This window comes from Comamonas sp. C24C, from assembly GCF_053345995.1.
Map to the genome: position 1 here is coordinate 115,885 of NZ_JBKFBC010000006.1, position 14,619 is coordinate 130,503.

A 14,619-nucleotide genomic window follows, 5' to 3' on the forward strand; every position below is an offset into this window, starting at 1 on the left:
GTATCCAGGAACCTCAAGCACGAATGCTCAAAAATTTGGCGGTTTGAGACAGGGGCTGCAATTTCAGCTCCTGCCAGCGGCGGCCGCTCGCATCGATATGGACGGCTCCAAAGAAACTCGGGGAGTGATCAGGCGCGGGCTCGGACCTGGAAAAAGCGTCTGCGGCACGCAGGCCCAGCAGACGATCGGCCAGCAGGGCTGCGTTGACCTCCAGAGCCGGGTTGAAGGCCAGTAGGCTGCAATCCATCAGCTCCTGCTCATTGCGGGCGTTGCCATGGCCCAGCAACTGGGCCAGGTCCACAACGCCCATCAGGGAGCCGCGCAGATTGGCGATGCCCAGAAACCAGGCCTGTGTGTAGGGGACGGGCTGAACGCCGGTCCAGGGGAAAATCTCTCCCGCCTGATTCAGCGGCAGCAAATAGTCCCGTCCGCCAGCCTGGACTGCCAGCCAGGCAGCCACGCTGACGCCTTCGCTGCGTGCTGCCTGCAGGCGCCCGGCCAGACGGGATTGAAGATCTCGGAGGGCTTCGCGGTTCGCCATAAGCAGCGCAGCTCGTTATAGAGCGGCGATCTTGGCTTGCAGCTCGGCGGCATCCACGGGCTTGGTGATATAGCCACGTGCGCCCTGACGCATGCCCCAGACCCGGTCGGTTTCCTGATTCTTGCTGGTGCACATGATGATGGGCACATCGGCATACAGGGGATCGCGCGAGATGGCGCGCGTCAACTGAAAGCCGTTCTGTCCGGGCATGACCACGTCCATCAGGATCAGGTCGGGCTTGTCTTCGGCCAGACGCTTCATGGCTTCCTCGCCGTTTTCCGCAGTGCGCACCTGCAGGCCCTGCTTTTGCAGGATATCGCTCAGAGCCATCAGCTCCGTCTTGGAATCGTCAACGACCAGAACTTTTTGAATTGTCATCATGCAGCTCCCACATCTGCAGCTTGCAGCGCGAACTGTTGTACGGCTTGCAGCAATTGATCTTTGGTGAAGGGTTTGGTCAGATAGTCCTGACAGCCCACCATGCGTCCACGGGCCTTGTCGAACACACCGTCCTTGGATGACAGCATCACGACGGGCGTATTGGCAAAACGCGCATTGCGCTTGATGATGGCGCAGGTCTGATAGCCGTCGAGCTTGGGCATCAGAATGTCGCAGAAGATGAGTTGCGGCTGGTAGTCGTTGACCTTGGACAAGGCATCGAAGCCGTCATCGGCCAGAAGAACCTCGTAACCACCTTGCTTGAGGAAAATTTCAGCGCTGCGGCGGATGGTATTGCTGTCATCCACGACCAGAACGCGCAAAGGCGCAGCAGGTGCTGTCACGGTGAAATCCCTCCCAATTCGGTCGTCAATGGAATCGAGTGTCTCTGGCACTCAGATTTCCACCATTTCAAAGTCTTCCTTGCGCGCACCGCATTCCGGGCATGTCCAGTTCATGGGCACATCTTCCCAGCGGGTGTTCGGAGCAATTCCATGTTCGGGGCAGCCTTGGGCTTCGTCATAAAGCCAGCCACAGGTCAAACACATCCAGGTTTTAGGGTCAGTCACAGCTTAAAGGGGCTTCACATAGAATGCAACGATTGTATCTAGTCACAACCCCGGCTCCCACCCTTGCATTCCCGGGTGCAAACTGGGGTGCGCCATGGCATTGAACCCCATCTCCTCCTCCCCCCCTCGCCGCACCCGCCAGGAAGAAGCGACAGAATCCGCTCCTGTCTGCGTGCTGTCCTTCAACAGCAGTGACCCCAGCGGAGCCAGCGGACTCTCGGCCGACATTGCCACCATCTCCTCCATCGGCGGTCATGCGCTGCCGGTGGCCTGCGGCGCCTACGCCAGAGACACGGCGCGCATCTACGAGCACTTTGCACTCGACGACGACGCGGTGACCGAGCAGGCGCGCATGGTGCTGGAGGACATTGCCGTCACCGCCATCAAGGTCGGTTTCGTGGGCAGCCCCGCCAATCTGGCGGCCATCGCCACGATCTCGTCGGACTACCCCGACATCCCCATCATCAGCTACATGCCGGACCTGTCCTGGTGGGAGGACGACAAGCAGGATCAGTACCTCGACGCGTTCAAGGAGCTTGTCCTGCCTCAAACCTCGGTGTTGGTTGGAAACCACAACACGCTGTGGCGCTGGCTGCTGCCGGACTGGGAAAACAGCCGTGCACCCACGGCGCGCGACATTGCCATGGCCGCCGAGGCACTGGAAGTGCCTTATGTGCTGGTGACCGGCATCCCCCTGCCCGACCAGTTCGTGGACAACGTGCTGACCACGGCCCAGTCCGTATTGGGCAACAGCAAGTACGAGATGTTTGACGCCACGTTTACAGGTGCCGGTGATACGCTGTCCGCAGCGATCACGGCCCTGCTGGCCACCGGCAACGACCTGGGCGCTGCGACCCTGGAGGCGCTGGAATACCTGGACCACAGCCTGGATGCAGGCTTTCGCCCCGGCATGGGCCACTACCTGCCGGATCGTCTTTTCTGGGCACAGCCCACCGAGGACGAGGAGTCCGAAGACGAGCAGGCCGAAGACTCCACCGATGACGAACCCGACTCCAAGCCGATTGAAGGCTTTGTGATTCCTTCCCATGACACAAAACACTGATCTGAATACTGCACTGTTCGAGCGCGCCAAGGGCGTGATCCCCGGTGGCGTGAACTCGCCCGTGCGCGCGTTTGCCGCCGTGGGCGGCACGCCGCGCTTCGTCAAGCGTGCGCAAGGCGCTTATTTCTGGGACCAGAACGATCAGCAGTTCACCGACTACATCGGCAGCTGGGGCCCCATGATCCTGGGCCACGGCCACCCCGAAGTGGTCGAGGCCGTGCAGGCAGCAGTGCTCGAAGGCTTCAGCTTTGGCGCTCCCACCGAGCGCGAAGTGGTGCTGGCCGAGAAGATTCGCGCCCTCGTGCCGAGCATGGACATGGTGCGTCTGGTCAGCTCCGGCACCGAAGCCGGCATGAGTGCGCTGCGCCTGGCGCGCGGCTACACCGGCCGCAACAAGATCATCAAGTTCAACGGCTGCTACCACGGCCATGCGGATTCGCTGCTGGTCAAGGCCGGCTCGGGTCTGGCCACCTTCGGCGCCTCGTCCTCGGCCGGTGTGCCCGCCGATGTGGCCAAGGACACCATCGTGCTGGAGTACAACGACATCGCCCAGCTCGAAGAGGCCTTTGCCAAGATGGGCGGCGACATCGCCTGCGTCATCATGGAGCCGATTGCCGGCAATATGAACTTTGTGCGGGCCTCGGTGGACTTCACCCGCCGCATCTCCGAGCTGACCCGCGAGCATGGCGCACTGCTGATCTATGACGAGGTCATGACCGGCTTCCGTGTGGCCCTGGGCAGCGCACAAAGCCTGTATGCCAAGGAGATCGAAGGCTTTGCACCCGACATCACCGTGATGGGCAAGGTCATCGGCGGCGGCATGCCCATGGCGGCCTTCGGTGCACGCCGCGAGATCATGGAAAAGCTCTCGCCGCTGGGCCCCGTCTACCAGGCCGGCACGCTGTCGGGCAACCCGATTGCCACGGCCTGCGGCCTGAAGACGCTGGAGCTGATCAGCCGCCCCGGCTTCCACGCCGAGCTGCACCTCAAGACCGGTCACCTGATGCAAGGCCTGAAGGCCGAAGCCAATGCTGCCGGCATTCCCTTCAGCGTGGACTGGCAAGGCGGACTGTTCGGCTTCTACTTCCTGCCCGAGCTACCCACGCACTACGCCCAGGTCATGAAGACCGACGGCAAGGTCTTCAACAAGTTCTATCACGGCATGCTGGAGCGCGGCCACTACTTTGCCCCGGCTCTTTATGAGGCAGGCTTTGTCAGCGCCGCGCACAGCGACGAAGACATCGACCGCACCATTGAAGCGGCACGCGAAGTCTTCAAGACACTGTAAATCTCAGCCGCCCACCAGGCCCTGCAGCCTATGTCTGCAGGGCTTTTTGTTTTTGCGGCAGACGGGGACCGGACCTCGGCAGCCGGCCATCCCGGCCTAGCCATCGATGCCCTGCAAGCCACACGCCTGGGACAGCTGCCGGGGCGCACCCTGGCAGTCGCTCAGGGCCGCTGGAAAGCGGCTCTGGCGCGCTCCACTTCGGCTCTGGTGATGCAGCCCGGCGCATGGTCGTTGACCATGCCCATGGCCTGCATCAGCGCATACATGGTGGTCGGCCCGACAAACTTCCAGCCGCGCTTCTTGAGTTCCTTGGACAGGGATTGCGACTCCGGCGTCTGGGCCCGAATGGTCGTTCCCGTCGATGGCACAACCGGCTGATAACGCCAGAAGAACGCGGCCAGCGAGCCTTCTGACTGGACCATTTCGATGGCCCTCTGGGCGTTGTTGATCACGGCCTCGATCTTGCCGCGGTGGCGCACGATGCCCGCGTCCTGCAGCAGGCGCTGCACATCGGCATCGCCGAACTGCGCGACGCGCCGGAAATCGAAACCCGCAAAGGCCGCCCGGAAGTTCTCGCGCTTGTTGAGAATGGTCAGCCAGCTCAGGCCGGACTGGAAGCCTTCCAGGCAGAGTTTCTCGAACAGGCGCTGATCGCTGTCCACCGGGAATCCCCATTCGCGGTCGTGATAGTGCACATAGCCCGGCGTGGCCAGACACCAGCGGCAGCGCTGCTGGCCATCTTCGGCGGACTGGGTGGGAGAGCGGGTCGGCGTGGTCTCGGTGGGTTCGGTACTCATGCCCAGCACTCTAACCAATGCAAAAGCCCTGCAGGGCGTTCCGTGCAGGGCTTTTGTTTTGATAGCTTCTTACGATTGATATCAAACGATTTCAGATATAAAACATATTGAAATCGAGCAATACCATGCGCTTGCAGCTCACTTTTTATCCGCCTGAGCCAGGCGCGAATGGCGCATGCCATAGGCCATGTAGATCACCGCACCCAGCGCCATCCAGCCCAGAAAGCGCAGCCAGGTCAGCGTGGTCAGATTCAGCATCAGATAAAAGCACAGCATGGCCGAAAGCAGGGGCAGCACCGGCACCCAGGGCACGCGGTAACCGGTGCCGGCGTCGGGGCGCTTCCTGCGCAGCAGCAGCACGCCGATGCTGACCAACACAAAGGCCGACAGCGTGCCGATGTTGATCATCTCCTCCAGCAGCTCCACCTTGGTGAAGCCCGCCAGGACCGCGACCACGGCACCCACCATCAGTTGCAGGCGTACCGGCGTCTTGCGCCTGGCCGAGGTCACGCTCCAGCTGCGTGGCAGCAGGCCGTCGCGCGACAGCGCCATCAGGATCCGGGCCGAGCCCATGAGCAGCACCATGACCACCGTGGTCAGGCCCAGCAGCACGCCCACGGCGATCACCTGGGCGGCCCAGTTGGCGCCCACGCTGATGAAGGCCGTGGCCAGCGAGGGATTCTCGGCCTTGGCCAGCTCGGTATAAGGCACCATGCCGGTCAGCGCCAGCGTGACCAGGATGTAGAGCAGGGTCACCAGCGCCAGGCCGCCGAAGATGCCGCGCGGCAGCGTTTTCTGTGGTTCCCTGACTTCTTCGGCCGAGGTGGCGACCACGTCGAAGCCGATTAAGGCAAAGAACACCAGCGATGCGCCCGAGATCACGCCCAGCCAGCCGTACTGACTGGGGCGGGCACCGAACAGCCAGGCCAGCATGGGCTGGCCCCAGACATCGGCGGTCACGCCATGGCCTGCCACGGGCGGCTGGGCCGGCGGCACAAAGGGCGTGAAGTTCTTCAGGTCCATATAGGTGAAGCCCACCACGATCACGAACAGGGTGATGGCGATCTTGATCAGGGTGAACACATTGTTGACGCGGGCCGACTCCTGCGTGCCCAGGATCAGCAGACCGGTGAACACCGCCACGATGAAGAACGGCCCCCACTCCAGGCTGATGGCTCCCAGATGCAGGGTGCTGGGAATGTCCACGCCTGCCGTGGCAAACACCGTGGACAGGTAGATGCCCCAGTACTTGGCGATCACCGCGCCGGCGGCAATCATCTCCAGCAGCAGATTCCAGCCGATGATCCAGGCCACGCCCTCGCCCAGCGTCAGATAGGTATAGGTATAGGCGCTGCCCGTGACCGGCACGCTGGAGGCGAACTCCGCATAGCACATGGTGGCCAGCGCGCAGGTGGCGGCCGCCAGGATGAAGGAGAAAATCACGGCCGGCCCGGCAAAGCTGCCCGCCGCGCGCGCGCCCACCGAGAAAATGCCGGCGCCGACGGCCACGGCCACGCCGAGAATCATCAGGTCGAACGCGCCCAGGCTGCGTTGAAGTTGACGGCCCGGCTCGTCCGAATCGGCCAGCGCCTGTTCAATGGTTTTGGTTTTCAGCCACTGCATGCATATCTCCAGGCTTTGAGAACGTGTTTACGATCTCTACGCAGCCACGTTGGCGCGCAATCGGGATGAGTTCGAAGCGATGGCTCGCCGCTTGCACCGGGGTGCAAGCAAGAGACAGCGCGCAGCAAATCGCCCGATTTCGCACCAACCCTCCGGGACAGTGTCTTTGCGGGCAGTCTGCGGCGTTGCGAATCCTCGCAATAGCAGAGCTATTGCTGCGGTATCGCGCCTAGCATCCCATCCCGCAAAGCCTCTGTCGCGGCGCGAGGAGGTCGTAAACACGTTCTTAGCCACGCTTTTGGCGCGGCGCTTTCGGCCTGGTCCTTTTGTTCAAAACGGCATCCTAGGGATTCCACCAATAACGCGCAGATTCCCTGCAGCATCACCAGTCCGTTTGCATGTTTTGTGCAAGCCCGGCAGCACAGCCTTCGCAAAACCGACTAGCCAGGCGCGTGCTTCACGAAGCCTGCACAGGGCGCCTGAACAGCGCCGCAGTCCTGCATGCAAGCGATCACTGACGCAGGATTCGCAATGGGCCGGGCCTGCCCTGAAGACTCAGATGCGCGGTGGCTGCGGCGGCACATCGGCCGGGCGAATCAGCACACAGAGAACGGCTGTCAGCAGCAACGCCGTGACCACGTCCAGCACATGGTGCTGGTGCACCAGCATGGTGGAGGCGCAGATGGCCGCACTCCACAGCACCATGAGCACGCACAGCACACGGCGACCGCGCGGCCATTGCGCCTGGCAGATGGCCAGACAGGTCAGCGCCGTGTAGACAATGTGCAGCGAGGGCAGCAGATTGTGCGGCTGGTCCACGAAGAACATGGTCGAGAAAATGCTGCGATAGGGCTCCACCTCGGGGATCACGCGGTCGAAGGCCAGATTCGCCGGAAACAGCACAAAGACCAGACCGCAGATCAGCGTGGCCAGCACCTGGCGCTTGCCCAGCGCCGCCGTATCGGGCTGGCCCACCAGCCAGAACGGCAGGGCCAGAAACGGAAAAAAAGAGAAATAGACAAAGATGAATTCCGGCACCAGCGGAATCATCGCGTCCCAGCGCGTGATGAAGTCATAGCGATGATCGCGCAGACTGGCCAGCCAGTTGGCCGTGGGATAGATCGCGTAGGTGGCGATATTCACCCAGATGGCCCAGAAGACAAAGCCGCGCTGGCGCGCCGGGGCATGCACAGGCCTGTGCAGGGCTTTATCGGCTTGGCTCAGCACAGAAGCGGGCGCGGGCGGTTTTCTCATGTGCGGATTATGAAAGCAAGGCCGGCCACCCTGCGCAGGCTGCAAAGCAAAAAAGGCTGGCAGCGCAAAGCGCTGGCAGCCTTTGAATTCACGCAGGATCTCGGCAACCGGGCTTATTGAGCCGCGGCCGATGGCGCCTGAGCCGACAGCACCCAACGGGCCATCTGCAGAGAATCGGCCTCGCTGATTTGCGGGTGGCGCGGCATGATCACATTGCCCCAGACTCCCACGCTGCCGCTGCGAATCTTGTCTGCCAGATAGCTCTGGGCATCGGCTTGCGAGCCGTACTTCTGTGCGATCTCCGTAAAGCCAGGGCCCACAAATTTGCGGTCCAGACCATGGCAGCGCATGCAGTCTGCGCCCTCCACCAGCTTTCGGGCCGCCGCCAGCTCGGGCTTGGCAGCCACCAGCGCATCCGCCGCCTTCTCGGCCGTGCTGACCCGCATGATGCGCCAGCCGATATTGGCCACGCCCAGGGCCGACGCCAGCATGACCAGCCCGATCAGCCAGCCAATCCAGCGCGGACGTGGCGGGTAGTTTTCTTCGTCGTCGATAGGATCAGTCATACCAAAGCAGATTCACAAAAAAGTATGGCCGGCAGACGCCAGCCATTGAGCACCTTACCCGAACAGGCATGCCCCATCAAAGGGACAGCGAGCAAGAGCCGCCTCGCAGCGAGGCTGTCGTCCCCCTCCGGCGCTCAGCGCCAGAGAGGGGGAAGCGGCGGGGCCACCTGGGCAAAGCCGCTCAGGGGGAGCAATTAGTGCCTGAAATGGCGCACGCCGGTGAACACCATGGCAACGCCACGCTCGTTGGCAGCATCGATCACTTCCTGATCGCGCATGGAACCACCGGGCTGGGCCACGCAGGTAGCGCCTGCATCGACCACCACGTCCAGACCGTCACGGAAGGGGAAGAAGGCATCCGACGCCACGACGGTGTTCTGCAGCGACAGCTTGGCCGCTTCGGCCTTGATGGAGGCGATGCGGGCCGAATCCAGGCGCGACATCTGGCCGGCACCCACGCCCATGGTCATGCCGTTCTTGCAGAAGACGATGGCATTGGACTTGACGAACTTGGCCACATTCCAGGCGAACAGCAGGTCCTGCAGCTCTTCGGGCGTAGGCTGCTTGACGGTCACGACCTTCAGGTCGGCCAGCTTGAGCTCGTGGTTGTCGGAGGTCTGCAGCAGCAGGCCCGAGCCGATGCGCTTGGACTCGATGGCGTTGCGGCCGTTGTCCCAGTCGGTTGCGCCGCCGGCGGGCAGAGCGATCTTCATCAGGCGCACATTGACCTTGGCCTTGAAGATTTCCAGGGCTTCGGCGCTGAACTCGGGAGCCATCAGCACTTCGACGAACTGCTTGGACACGGCTTCGGCAGCAGCCTTGTCCACAGGGCGGTTGAAGGCGATGATGCCGCCGAAGGCGCTGGTGGGGTCGGTCTGGAAGGCCTTGGAGTAGGCTTCGAAGGCGTTCGCACCCACGGCCACGCCGCAGGGGTTGGCGTGCTTGACGATCACGCAGGCAGGGGTGTCAAAGCTCTTGACGCATTCCCAGGCCGCATCGGCGTCGGCGATATTGTTGTAGCTCAGCTCCTTGCCCTGCAGCTGCACGCCCGTGGCCAGCGAGCCGGGAGCGGGGTACAGGTCGCGGTACCAGGCGGCTTGCTGGTGGCTGTTTTCACCGTAGCGCAGATCCTGCACCTTGATGAAATGGCCGTTGGACTGGCCGCCGAACAGAGCGCGCTCGGGCACATATTCTTCGCTGAGCTTTTCGTCTTCGAACTTGACGCTGGACAGGTAGTCGCTGATCGCTCCGTCGTACTGGGCAATGCGGTTGAATGCCGCCACGGACAACGCAAAGCGCAGCTTGTCGGACAGCTTGCCGCTCGCCTTGAGTTCGGCCAGCACAGCTTCGTACTGGTCGGCGGCGGTCAGAACGCCCACGTCTTTCCAGTTCTTCGCAGCGGAACGCACCATGGCGGGGCCACCGATGTCGATGTTCTCGATGGCGTCGGCCAGGGTGCAGCCTGCCTTGGCCACGGTGGCTTCGAAGGGGTAGAGATTGACCACCAGCAGGTCGATGGTCTCGATGCCATGTTCCTTGAGCGCGGCCATGTGCTCGGGCAGGTCGCGGCGAGCCAGCAGACCGCCGTGCACCATGGGGTGCAGGGTCTTGACGCGGCCATCCAGCATTTCGGGGAATCGGGTGACTTCAGCGACTTCGGTCACGGGCAGGCCCTTGTCGGCCAGCAGCTTGGCAGTGCCACCGGTGGACAGCAGCTGCACGCCAAGAGCGTGCAGGGCCTGCGCAAATTCGACGATACCGGTCTTGTCAGAGACGGAAATCAGAGCTTTCATGGGCGTCAATTCAAAGTTTGGATAAAAACAAGCTGCAAGTGCAGATGGATCAGCGCTTGCAGCTATGGATTCGGTAGCCTCGTCGTTCAGAGCAACTCGTGATCGACCAGCTTTTTGCGCAGGGTGTTGCGGTTCAGGCCCAGCCATTCGGCAGCGCGCGACTGGTTGTTGTCGGCCTGGCCCATCACCACTTCCAGCAGCGGTTTTTCAACCAGACGAATCACCATGTCGTAGACATTGGCCGGTGTTTCGCCCTCGAGATCGCGGAAATAGCCCTCCAGGCTATCGCGAACGACTTGTTCTAAATTCTGATGGCTCATGCAGTCATTTCTGCCGGTTCATCCAGCTCGCTGCTTGCTTCAGCAGCGGCCGTGGCCGCCGGGATACGATCCATCTGCTGCCCCAGGGCATCCAGATAGTCGGCCACGGCCTGCCATTGCACCGCACAGTCCTCAATGGTGTTGATGTGTTTTCTGAACTCTTCCCCGCCCGGCAGAGCACGCAGATACCACGCAATATGCTTGCGGGCGCTGCGCACGCCGGTTCCCTCGCCGTACAGGCTGTAGTGATCTTGCAGATGCTCGAGCAGCAGGCGGCGCAGCTCGGCCACCAGGGGCGCAGCCATATGCTCGCCTGTGGCCAGAAAGTGCGCAATCTCGCGGAAGATCCACGGCCTGCCCTGCGCTGCGCGGCCGACCATGATGGCGTCCGCCCCCGTGTAGGCCAGCACATCGCGGGCTTTTTCGGGGCTGTTGATATCGCCGTTGGCCACCACAGGCACCCGGACCGCCTGCTTGACGGCCGCAATCGTGTCGTACTCGGCAAAGCCCTTGTAGCCCTGCTCGCGCGTGCGTCCGTGCACCGTCAGCATCTGGATGCCGACATCCTCGAACTGGCGCGCCAGCAAGACAGCGTTCTTGTGTGTGTCGCACCAGCCCGTGCGCATCTTCAGGGTGACGGGCACGTTGTAGGGGCGTGCGGCCTCCACCACGGCCTGGGCAATTTCCACGGCCAGCGGCTCGTTCTGCATCAGGGCGGAGCCCGCCCATTTGTTGCAGACCTTCTTGGCCGGGCAGCCCATGTTGATGTCGATGATCTGCGCGCCGCGCTCGATGTTGTAGACGGCGGCTTCGGCCATCATGAGCGCTTCGGTGCCAGCGATCTGCACGGCAATCGGCCCGGGCTCGCCTTCATGGTTGGCTCGGCGGCTGGTCTTGAGACTGTTCCACAGATCCTTGCGGCTGGTCACCATCTCGCTGACCGCATAGCCGGCCCCCAAGGCCTTGCACAGCTGACGAAACGGCCGGTCCGTCACTCCCGCCATGGGAGCGACAAACAGACGATTTGCCAATGGAATATGACCAATGTGCAGGGCGGGCATGAAGAAATCTGGCTTCGGCGGCAGACAGGGTCTGGCGCAAACCGGGCGCTGGAAAAGAGGGCCGGATTATACCTGCCCAAAATTTCAGCAGAACCAAACGCCATGCATCACCCTGCGGGTCGAATCACTATCGGGTGCTGCGGCGCCGGCGCTTCAGTTGCTGCGCACCGGCATGTCGAAGTACTGCTCGGGATAGGGCTCTCCGACCAGCGTGTAGTGCCACCACTCCTCGGGCAGATTCTTCCAGCCATTGCGCTGCATCAGGCTTCGCAGCCAGCGCCGGTTGTGCTGCACATCGGGCGACTGCTGGGCATTGTCGGTATGCGACTGCTCGTCAAACAGATCGAAGGGCGTGCCCATGTCCACCTCGATGCCTTCGGCCAGCGGACCGCGCACCCACTTGCTGGCGCGCCTGGCATCCACCACCACCAGCGTCATGTCCACGGTGCTGGCACGGCTGTGACCCGACTTCTCGGCGATATAGCCGCGCTTGAACAGCTCGCTCTTGGGCACGCGCGGGTAATACATGTCCTTGTTCTTCTGGTCGGCCAGATCACGGCCCCAGCGCACAAAGTCGTCGACGGCCTTCTGCGGGCGGTAGCAGTCGTAGACCTTCAGGGCCAGGCCCTGCCCGGCCAGCTCGCTTTGAACGGCGGCCAGGGATTCGGCGGCCGCGCGGCTGAGCCAGCATTCCCCGGCCTCATAGCCGGCCACGGGGCGGCCCAGGAAGTTGTGGCGCGTGGCATAGCGCATATCCTGGCGCACGCCCGGCGCCACGCTGGAGAGCTTCACCAAGCGCGCCGTGCCGATCTCGGCCGGTGCCTGCGTGCCCGGTGCCGCGCCCGTGAGCGAGGCGCAGCCCGCGATCAGGCCCAGGGCCGTGGCCGCCAGGCCCGTCTTGAACCATTGCCCGGCCATCGCCACGCGTGCTGTGTTGAAAGCCATTCCTACTCACTCCTTTGTTCTTGTGCGTGCACACCATACCTCAGCCCATGCCCTGCCCGCCGCAAAATATTCTCGCGCTGCCATGCCCCACGGGCCCTGCCGCGGTCCAAGGGAAATCGCGCAGCGCCTAAACTCACCAGCCTATGGAAGCTTGGATGCATCAGTTGCTGCAGTGGCTGGCCCTGCCGCAGTTCGGTTTGAGTACCGTGTTCATCGTGGCCCTGGTCTCGGCCACGCTGCTGCCCCTGGGTTCGGAGCCCGCGGTGGCGGGGCTGCTCACGCTCAATCCGCACCTCTTCTGGCCGGCCATCCTGGTGGCCACGGCCGGCAACACCGTGGGCGGAGCCATCAGCTGGTGGATGGGCCTGGGCGCCCACAAGGCCTGGAAGCTGGCCCGAAGCCGTCGCCATCAGGGCGACGAAGCGCAGGCCGCGCCGCACAAGCCGCCTCACAGGCAGTCGCGCTACCACCGCCTGGCACGCTACTGGCTGCGGCGTTTCGGCGCCAAGGCCTGCCTGCTGAGCTGGCTGCCCGTGGTGGGCGATCCGCTGTGCGCCGTGGCCGGCTGGCTGCGCCTGCCGTTCTGGCCCTGCGTGCTGTACATGGCGATTGGCAAGTTCCTGCGCTACCTGATCATGACGGCAGTCATACTGCACTTCATCCCCTGAGGACCTGCCGGCTCTCCGAGCCCGGCAGATGCCGCCGCATCAGGGCAGAAAGGGCGCCGTCAGCAGGCGCAAACCCACCGAGATCCAGCGCTGGCTGCCGTCGCCAAAGCGGTTGCCGTAGGTGGCATCGATCTGCACACGGTCGGGGATCAGCCAGTGGCGCAACCCGACCTGCGCCAGGGGCCGGCCCGAGCCCTCGCTATAGGTCTCGGCAATCAGCCAGGTGCGGCCCGTCAGCTGCGTCTCCGAGCCCAGCCCCCAGGTGTAGCGGTTGCTGTGCACGCCCTGATCGCGCCGCCAGCCCACATTGGTGTGCAGCACCACCTTGTCGTCGAGGAAGGAAAAGCTGGCCGGCACATAGGCATAGGTATCGTGGCCGCCGCCCGCATCGCGGCGCGGGTCGCGTGCCAGCCCCATGACCAGGCCCATGCCCCAGCCGTTGGTCTCCAGCGGCTTGAACAGGGTCTTGCCCTGGATCACCTGTGCGCTGGCGCGCGTGCTGCCATCCATGCGCGTGAGCGCGCCGCCCATGGTCAGCTCTAGATTGCCCGTGAAATTGCAGGCCGGCAGGGCCCAGAACTCGGCATGCCCCTTGGGGTGGCGTACCCAGCTCTCGAGCTGGCAGGCCTTGGCGTCGACGATGCGCGCATCGTCGGTGTTCATGGGGCGCGCGGCATGGGCGCTGCCGGCCATTACGGCCATGGCAGCGGTCAACAATGTCATGGGGCGCATGGATTCTTCCTGGTCTGTATAGGTTCTTCTGAGGCCGCGCAAGCGCATGTTCGCGCTCCGAGCCCGACAATCTAGCGCCGCACTGTGACACAGGTTTGGCAGGCCTGAGCAAAGCCTCGCCGATTCAGGGACGGGCCGCTGTGGCATCTGCAGACGGCAAAGTCTGTGGTCGACTCAGGGAGTAATAAATTGATAGCTTCTGTCGCCTTCTGATAAACAATTTCAATATGAAAACATACTGAATCTCTTTATTCATTGGCGACTGCAGCTATCAAAATTATCGGTTCACCCTCAGTCCACGCCCAGCCCCAGATGCTGTGCGAGCGCCGCGTAGCGCTGCATGTCTGCCTGTATCCGTGCCTCGAACTGAGCGGGCGAATCTGCGGCCAGCACATAGCCCTGCTCCTGCAGCGCCTGCCGCATGGCGGGCTGGTTCAGGATCCGCGCCAGTTCTTCGTGCAGCCGTGCCACCACACCGTCCGGCGTGGCCGCCGGCGCCAGCAGGCCATGCCACTGCTCCACGGCAAAACCCCGCACGCCCAGCTCGGCCACGGTGGGTACGCCGGCCAGCTGGGCCGCGCGCTGCGGGCCGGTCACGGCCAGCGCGCGCAGACGCCCTGCCGCAATCAGCGGTGCGGCGCTGCTGATGGTCATCATGCCCAGCGACACCTGGCCTGCAGCCACGGCCATGGTCGCCGGGCCGCAGCCCTTGTAGGGCACATGCTGCAGGCGTGTGTGCTGGGCCTGGGCCAGCATCTCGGCCGCCATGTGCTGGGGCGTGCCGTTGCCGCAGCTCGCATAGGCCTGGGCAGTGCCGTCCGCCAACGGGGCCAGCGCGTCCGTCAGATCCTGTGCGCTGGCCGGGGCGGCGCCCTTCTGCAAAGCATTCTTCTGAGCGACATCCTCCGGCGGCAGCACCAGCACCGAAGCGATGGTGCCCGCGTTGAACACGGCACGGAAG

At 63.3% G+C, this 14,619-nt stretch carries 17 protein-coding genes; 3 read left to right on the forward strand and 14 right to left on the reverse strand.

The genetic code is table 11. The features are described from left to right. Window positions 1-13 precede the first annotated feature (13 nt). The 4 genes from ACLBXN_RS12890 to ACLBXN_RS12905 are packed head-to-tail and all read right to left on the reverse strand — an operon-like array spanning window position 14 to window position 1,527. Window positions 14-541, reverse strand: coding sequence for a chemotaxis protein CheW (locus tag ACLBXN_RS12890; protein WP_211457017.1), 528 nt, complete (start codon window positions 539-541; stop codon window positions 14-16). A gap of 15 nt (window positions 542-556) precedes the next feature. Then, window positions 557-919, reverse strand: a complete 363-nt coding sequence (locus tag ACLBXN_RS12895) for a response regulator (RefSeq protein WP_003051510.1) — start codon at window positions 917-919, stop codon at window positions 557-559. Then, window positions 919-1,323 carry a response regulator gene (locus ACLBXN_RS12900; protein WP_043006395.1) on the reverse strand — a complete coding sequence of 135 codons (405 nt, stop codon included), beginning with the start codon at window positions 1,321-1,323 and terminating at the stop codon, window positions 919-921. Before ACLBXN_RS12900 ends, ACLBXN_RS12895 begins: the two co-directional genes overlap by 1 nt. Window positions 1,324-1,374: 51 nt before the next feature. After that, window positions 1,375-1,527, reverse strand: coding sequence for a rubredoxin (locus ACLBXN_RS12905; protein ID WP_034399566.1), 153 nt, complete (start codon window positions 1,525-1,527; stop codon window positions 1,375-1,377). A 115-nt stretch (window positions 1,528-1,642) separates the two neighbouring features. On the opposite strand from ACLBXN_RS12905, the gene thiD reads away from it, so the two are divergent. After that, entirely contained in the window at window positions 1,643-2,611 is a 969-nt protein-coding gene (gene thiD / locus ACLBXN_RS12910; protein ID WP_043006396.1) for a bifunctional hydroxymethylpyrimidine kinase/phosphomethylpyrimidine kinase, read from the forward strand. Then, complete coding sequence (hemL, locus tag ACLBXN_RS12915) at window positions 2,595-3,899, forward strand: glutamate-1-semialdehyde 2,1-aminomutase (RefSeq protein WP_043006397.1); 1,305 nt, start codon at window positions 2,595-2,597, stop codon at window positions 3,897-3,899. Before thiD ends, hemL begins: the two co-directional genes overlap by 17 nt. Window positions 3,900-4,060: 161 nt before the next feature. Here the strand turns inward: hemL and ACLBXN_RS12920 are convergent, their stop codons facing one another. The 8 genes from ACLBXN_RS12920 to ACLBXN_RS12955 all read right to left on the reverse strand — a co-directional run bounded on the left by ACLBXN_RS12920 (window position 4,061) and on the right by ACLBXN_RS12955 (window position 12,258). After that, on the reverse strand, window positions 4,061-4,696 hold the full coding sequence (locus ACLBXN_RS12920; protein ID WP_447612386.1) for a DNA-3-methyladenine glycosylase I: 636 nt from the start codon (window positions 4,694-4,696) through the stop codon (window positions 4,061-4,063). 138 nt (window positions 4,697-4,834) lie between these two features. Beyond that, window positions 4,835-6,319 carry an amino acid permease gene (locus ACLBXN_RS12925; protein WP_447612387.1) on the reverse strand — a complete coding sequence of 495 codons (1,485 nt, stop codon included), beginning with the start codon at window positions 6,317-6,319 and terminating at the stop codon, window positions 4,835-4,837. Between the two features lie 555 nt (window positions 6,320-6,874). Next, window positions 6,875-7,573, reverse strand: coding sequence for a hypothetical protein (locus ACLBXN_RS12930; protein ID WP_447612388.1), 699 nt, complete (start codon window positions 7,571-7,573; stop codon window positions 6,875-6,877). Window positions 7,574-7,686: 113 nt separating this feature from the next. Next, window positions 7,687-8,139 (reverse strand): c-type cytochrome, encoded by a 453-nt coding sequence (locus tag ACLBXN_RS12935; RefSeq protein ID WP_041744657.1) that lies wholly within the window; start codon window positions 8,137-8,139, stop codon window positions 7,687-7,689. Between the two features lie 194 nt (window positions 8,140-8,333). Continuing rightward, on the reverse strand, window positions 8,334-9,932 hold the full coding sequence (gene purH, locus ACLBXN_RS12940; RefSeq protein WP_447612389.1) for a bifunctional phosphoribosylaminoimidazolecarboxamide formyltransferase/IMP cyclohydrolase: 1,599 nt from the start codon (window positions 9,930-9,932) through the stop codon (window positions 8,334-8,336). An 86-nt stretch (window positions 9,933-10,018) separates the two neighbouring features. Further along, window positions 10,019-10,252 (reverse strand): Fis family transcriptional regulator, encoded by a 234-nt coding sequence (locus ACLBXN_RS12945; protein WP_003051481.1) that lies wholly within the window; start codon window positions 10,250-10,252, stop codon window positions 10,019-10,021. Then, the gene (gene dusB, locus ACLBXN_RS12950) at window positions 10,249-11,313 is read right to left on the reverse strand and encodes a tRNA dihydrouridine synthase DusB (RefSeq protein WP_211457024.1); all 1,065 of its coding nucleotides are present in this window, start codon (window positions 11,311-11,313) and stop codon (window positions 10,249-10,251) included. The genes ACLBXN_RS12945 and dusB overlap by 4 nt, the downstream gene beginning before the upstream one ends. A gap of 153 nt (window positions 11,314-11,466) precedes the next feature. Beyond that, entirely contained in the window at window positions 11,467-12,258 is a 792-nt protein-coding gene (locus ACLBXN_RS12955) for a M15 family metallopeptidase (RefSeq protein ID WP_447612390.1), read from the reverse strand. Window positions 12,259-12,413: 155 nt separating this feature from the next. Between ACLBXN_RS12955 and ACLBXN_RS12960 the strand changes: the two genes are divergently transcribed. Continuing rightward, window positions 12,414-12,926, forward strand: a complete 513-nt coding sequence (locus ACLBXN_RS12960) for a YqaA family protein (RefSeq protein WP_343678455.1) — start codon at window positions 12,414-12,416, stop codon at window positions 12,924-12,926. Between the two features lie 39 nt (window positions 12,927-12,965). On the opposite strand, the gene ACLBXN_RS12965 is transcribed toward ACLBXN_RS12960, so the two are convergent. Further along, window positions 12,966-13,658 (reverse strand): hypothetical protein, encoded by a 693-nt coding sequence (locus tag ACLBXN_RS12965; protein ID WP_447612391.1) that lies wholly within the window; start codon window positions 13,656-13,658, stop codon window positions 12,966-12,968. A 291-nt stretch (window positions 13,659-13,949) separates the two neighbouring features. After that, the coding region (locus ACLBXN_RS12970) for a tripartite tricarboxylate transporter substrate-binding protein (RefSeq protein WP_447612392.1) at window positions 13,950-14,619 on the reverse strand (670 nt) is incomplete at its 5' end.

Excerpts from the sequence above, each read along its gene's own strand:
- hemL (WP_043006397.1), top strand. The coding sequence starts at position 2,595 with ATGACACAAAACACTGATCTGAATACTGCACTGTTCGAGCGCGCCAAG.
- ACLBXN_RS12960 (WP_343678455.1), top strand. The coding sequence starts at position 12,414 with ATGCATCAGTTGCTGCAGTGGCTGGCCCTGCCGCAGTTCGGTTTGAGT.
- ACLBXN_RS12895 (WP_003051510.1), bottom strand. The coding sequence starts at position 919 with ATGACAATTCAAAAAGTTCTGGTCGTTGACGATTCCAAGACGGAGCTG.
- ACLBXN_RS12965 (WP_447612391.1), bottom strand. The coding sequence starts at position 13,658 with ATGCGCCCCATGACATTGTTGACCGCTGCCATGGCCGTAATGGCCGGC.
- purH (WP_447612389.1), bottom strand. The coding sequence starts at position 9,932 with ATGAAAGCTCTGATTTCCGTCTCTGACAAGACCGGTATCGTCGAATTT.
- ACLBXN_RS12945 (WP_003051481.1), bottom strand. The coding sequence starts at position 10,252 with ATGAGCCATCAGAATTTAGAACAAGTCGTTCGCGATAGCCTGGAGGGC.
- dusB (WP_211457024.1), bottom strand. The coding sequence starts at position 11,313 with ATGCCCGCCCTGCACATTGGTCATATTCCATTGGCAAATCGTCTGTTT.
- ACLBXN_RS12920 (WP_447612386.1), bottom strand. The coding sequence starts at position 4,696 with ATGAGTACCGAACCCACCGAGACCACGCCGACCCGCTCTCCCACCCAG.
- ACLBXN_RS12930 (WP_447612388.1), bottom strand. The coding sequence starts at position 7,573 with ATGAGAAAACCGCCCGCGCCCGCTTCTGTGCTGAGCCAAGCCGATAAA.
- thiD (WP_043006396.1), top strand. The coding sequence starts at position 1,643 with ATGGCATTGAACCCCATCTCCTCCTCCCCCCCTCGCCGCACCCGCCAG.
- ACLBXN_RS12935 (WP_041744657.1), bottom strand. The coding sequence starts at position 8,139 with ATGACTGATCCTATCGACGACGAAGAAAACTACCCGCCACGTCCGCGC.
- ACLBXN_RS12925 (WP_447612387.1), bottom strand. The coding sequence starts at position 6,319 with ATGCAGTGGCTGAAAACCAAAACCATTGAACAGGCGCTGGCCGATTCG.
- ACLBXN_RS12955 (WP_447612390.1), bottom strand. The coding sequence starts at position 12,258 with ATGGCTTTCAACACAGCACGCGTGGCGATGGCCGGGCAATGGTTCAAG.
- ACLBXN_RS12905 (WP_034399566.1), bottom strand. The coding sequence starts at position 1,527 with ATGTGTTTGACCTGTGGCTGGCTTTATGACGAAGCCCAAGGCTGCCCC.
- ACLBXN_RS12890 (WP_211457017.1), bottom strand. The coding sequence starts at position 541 with ATGGCGAACCGCGAAGCCCTCCGAGATCTTCAATCCCGTCTGGCCGGG.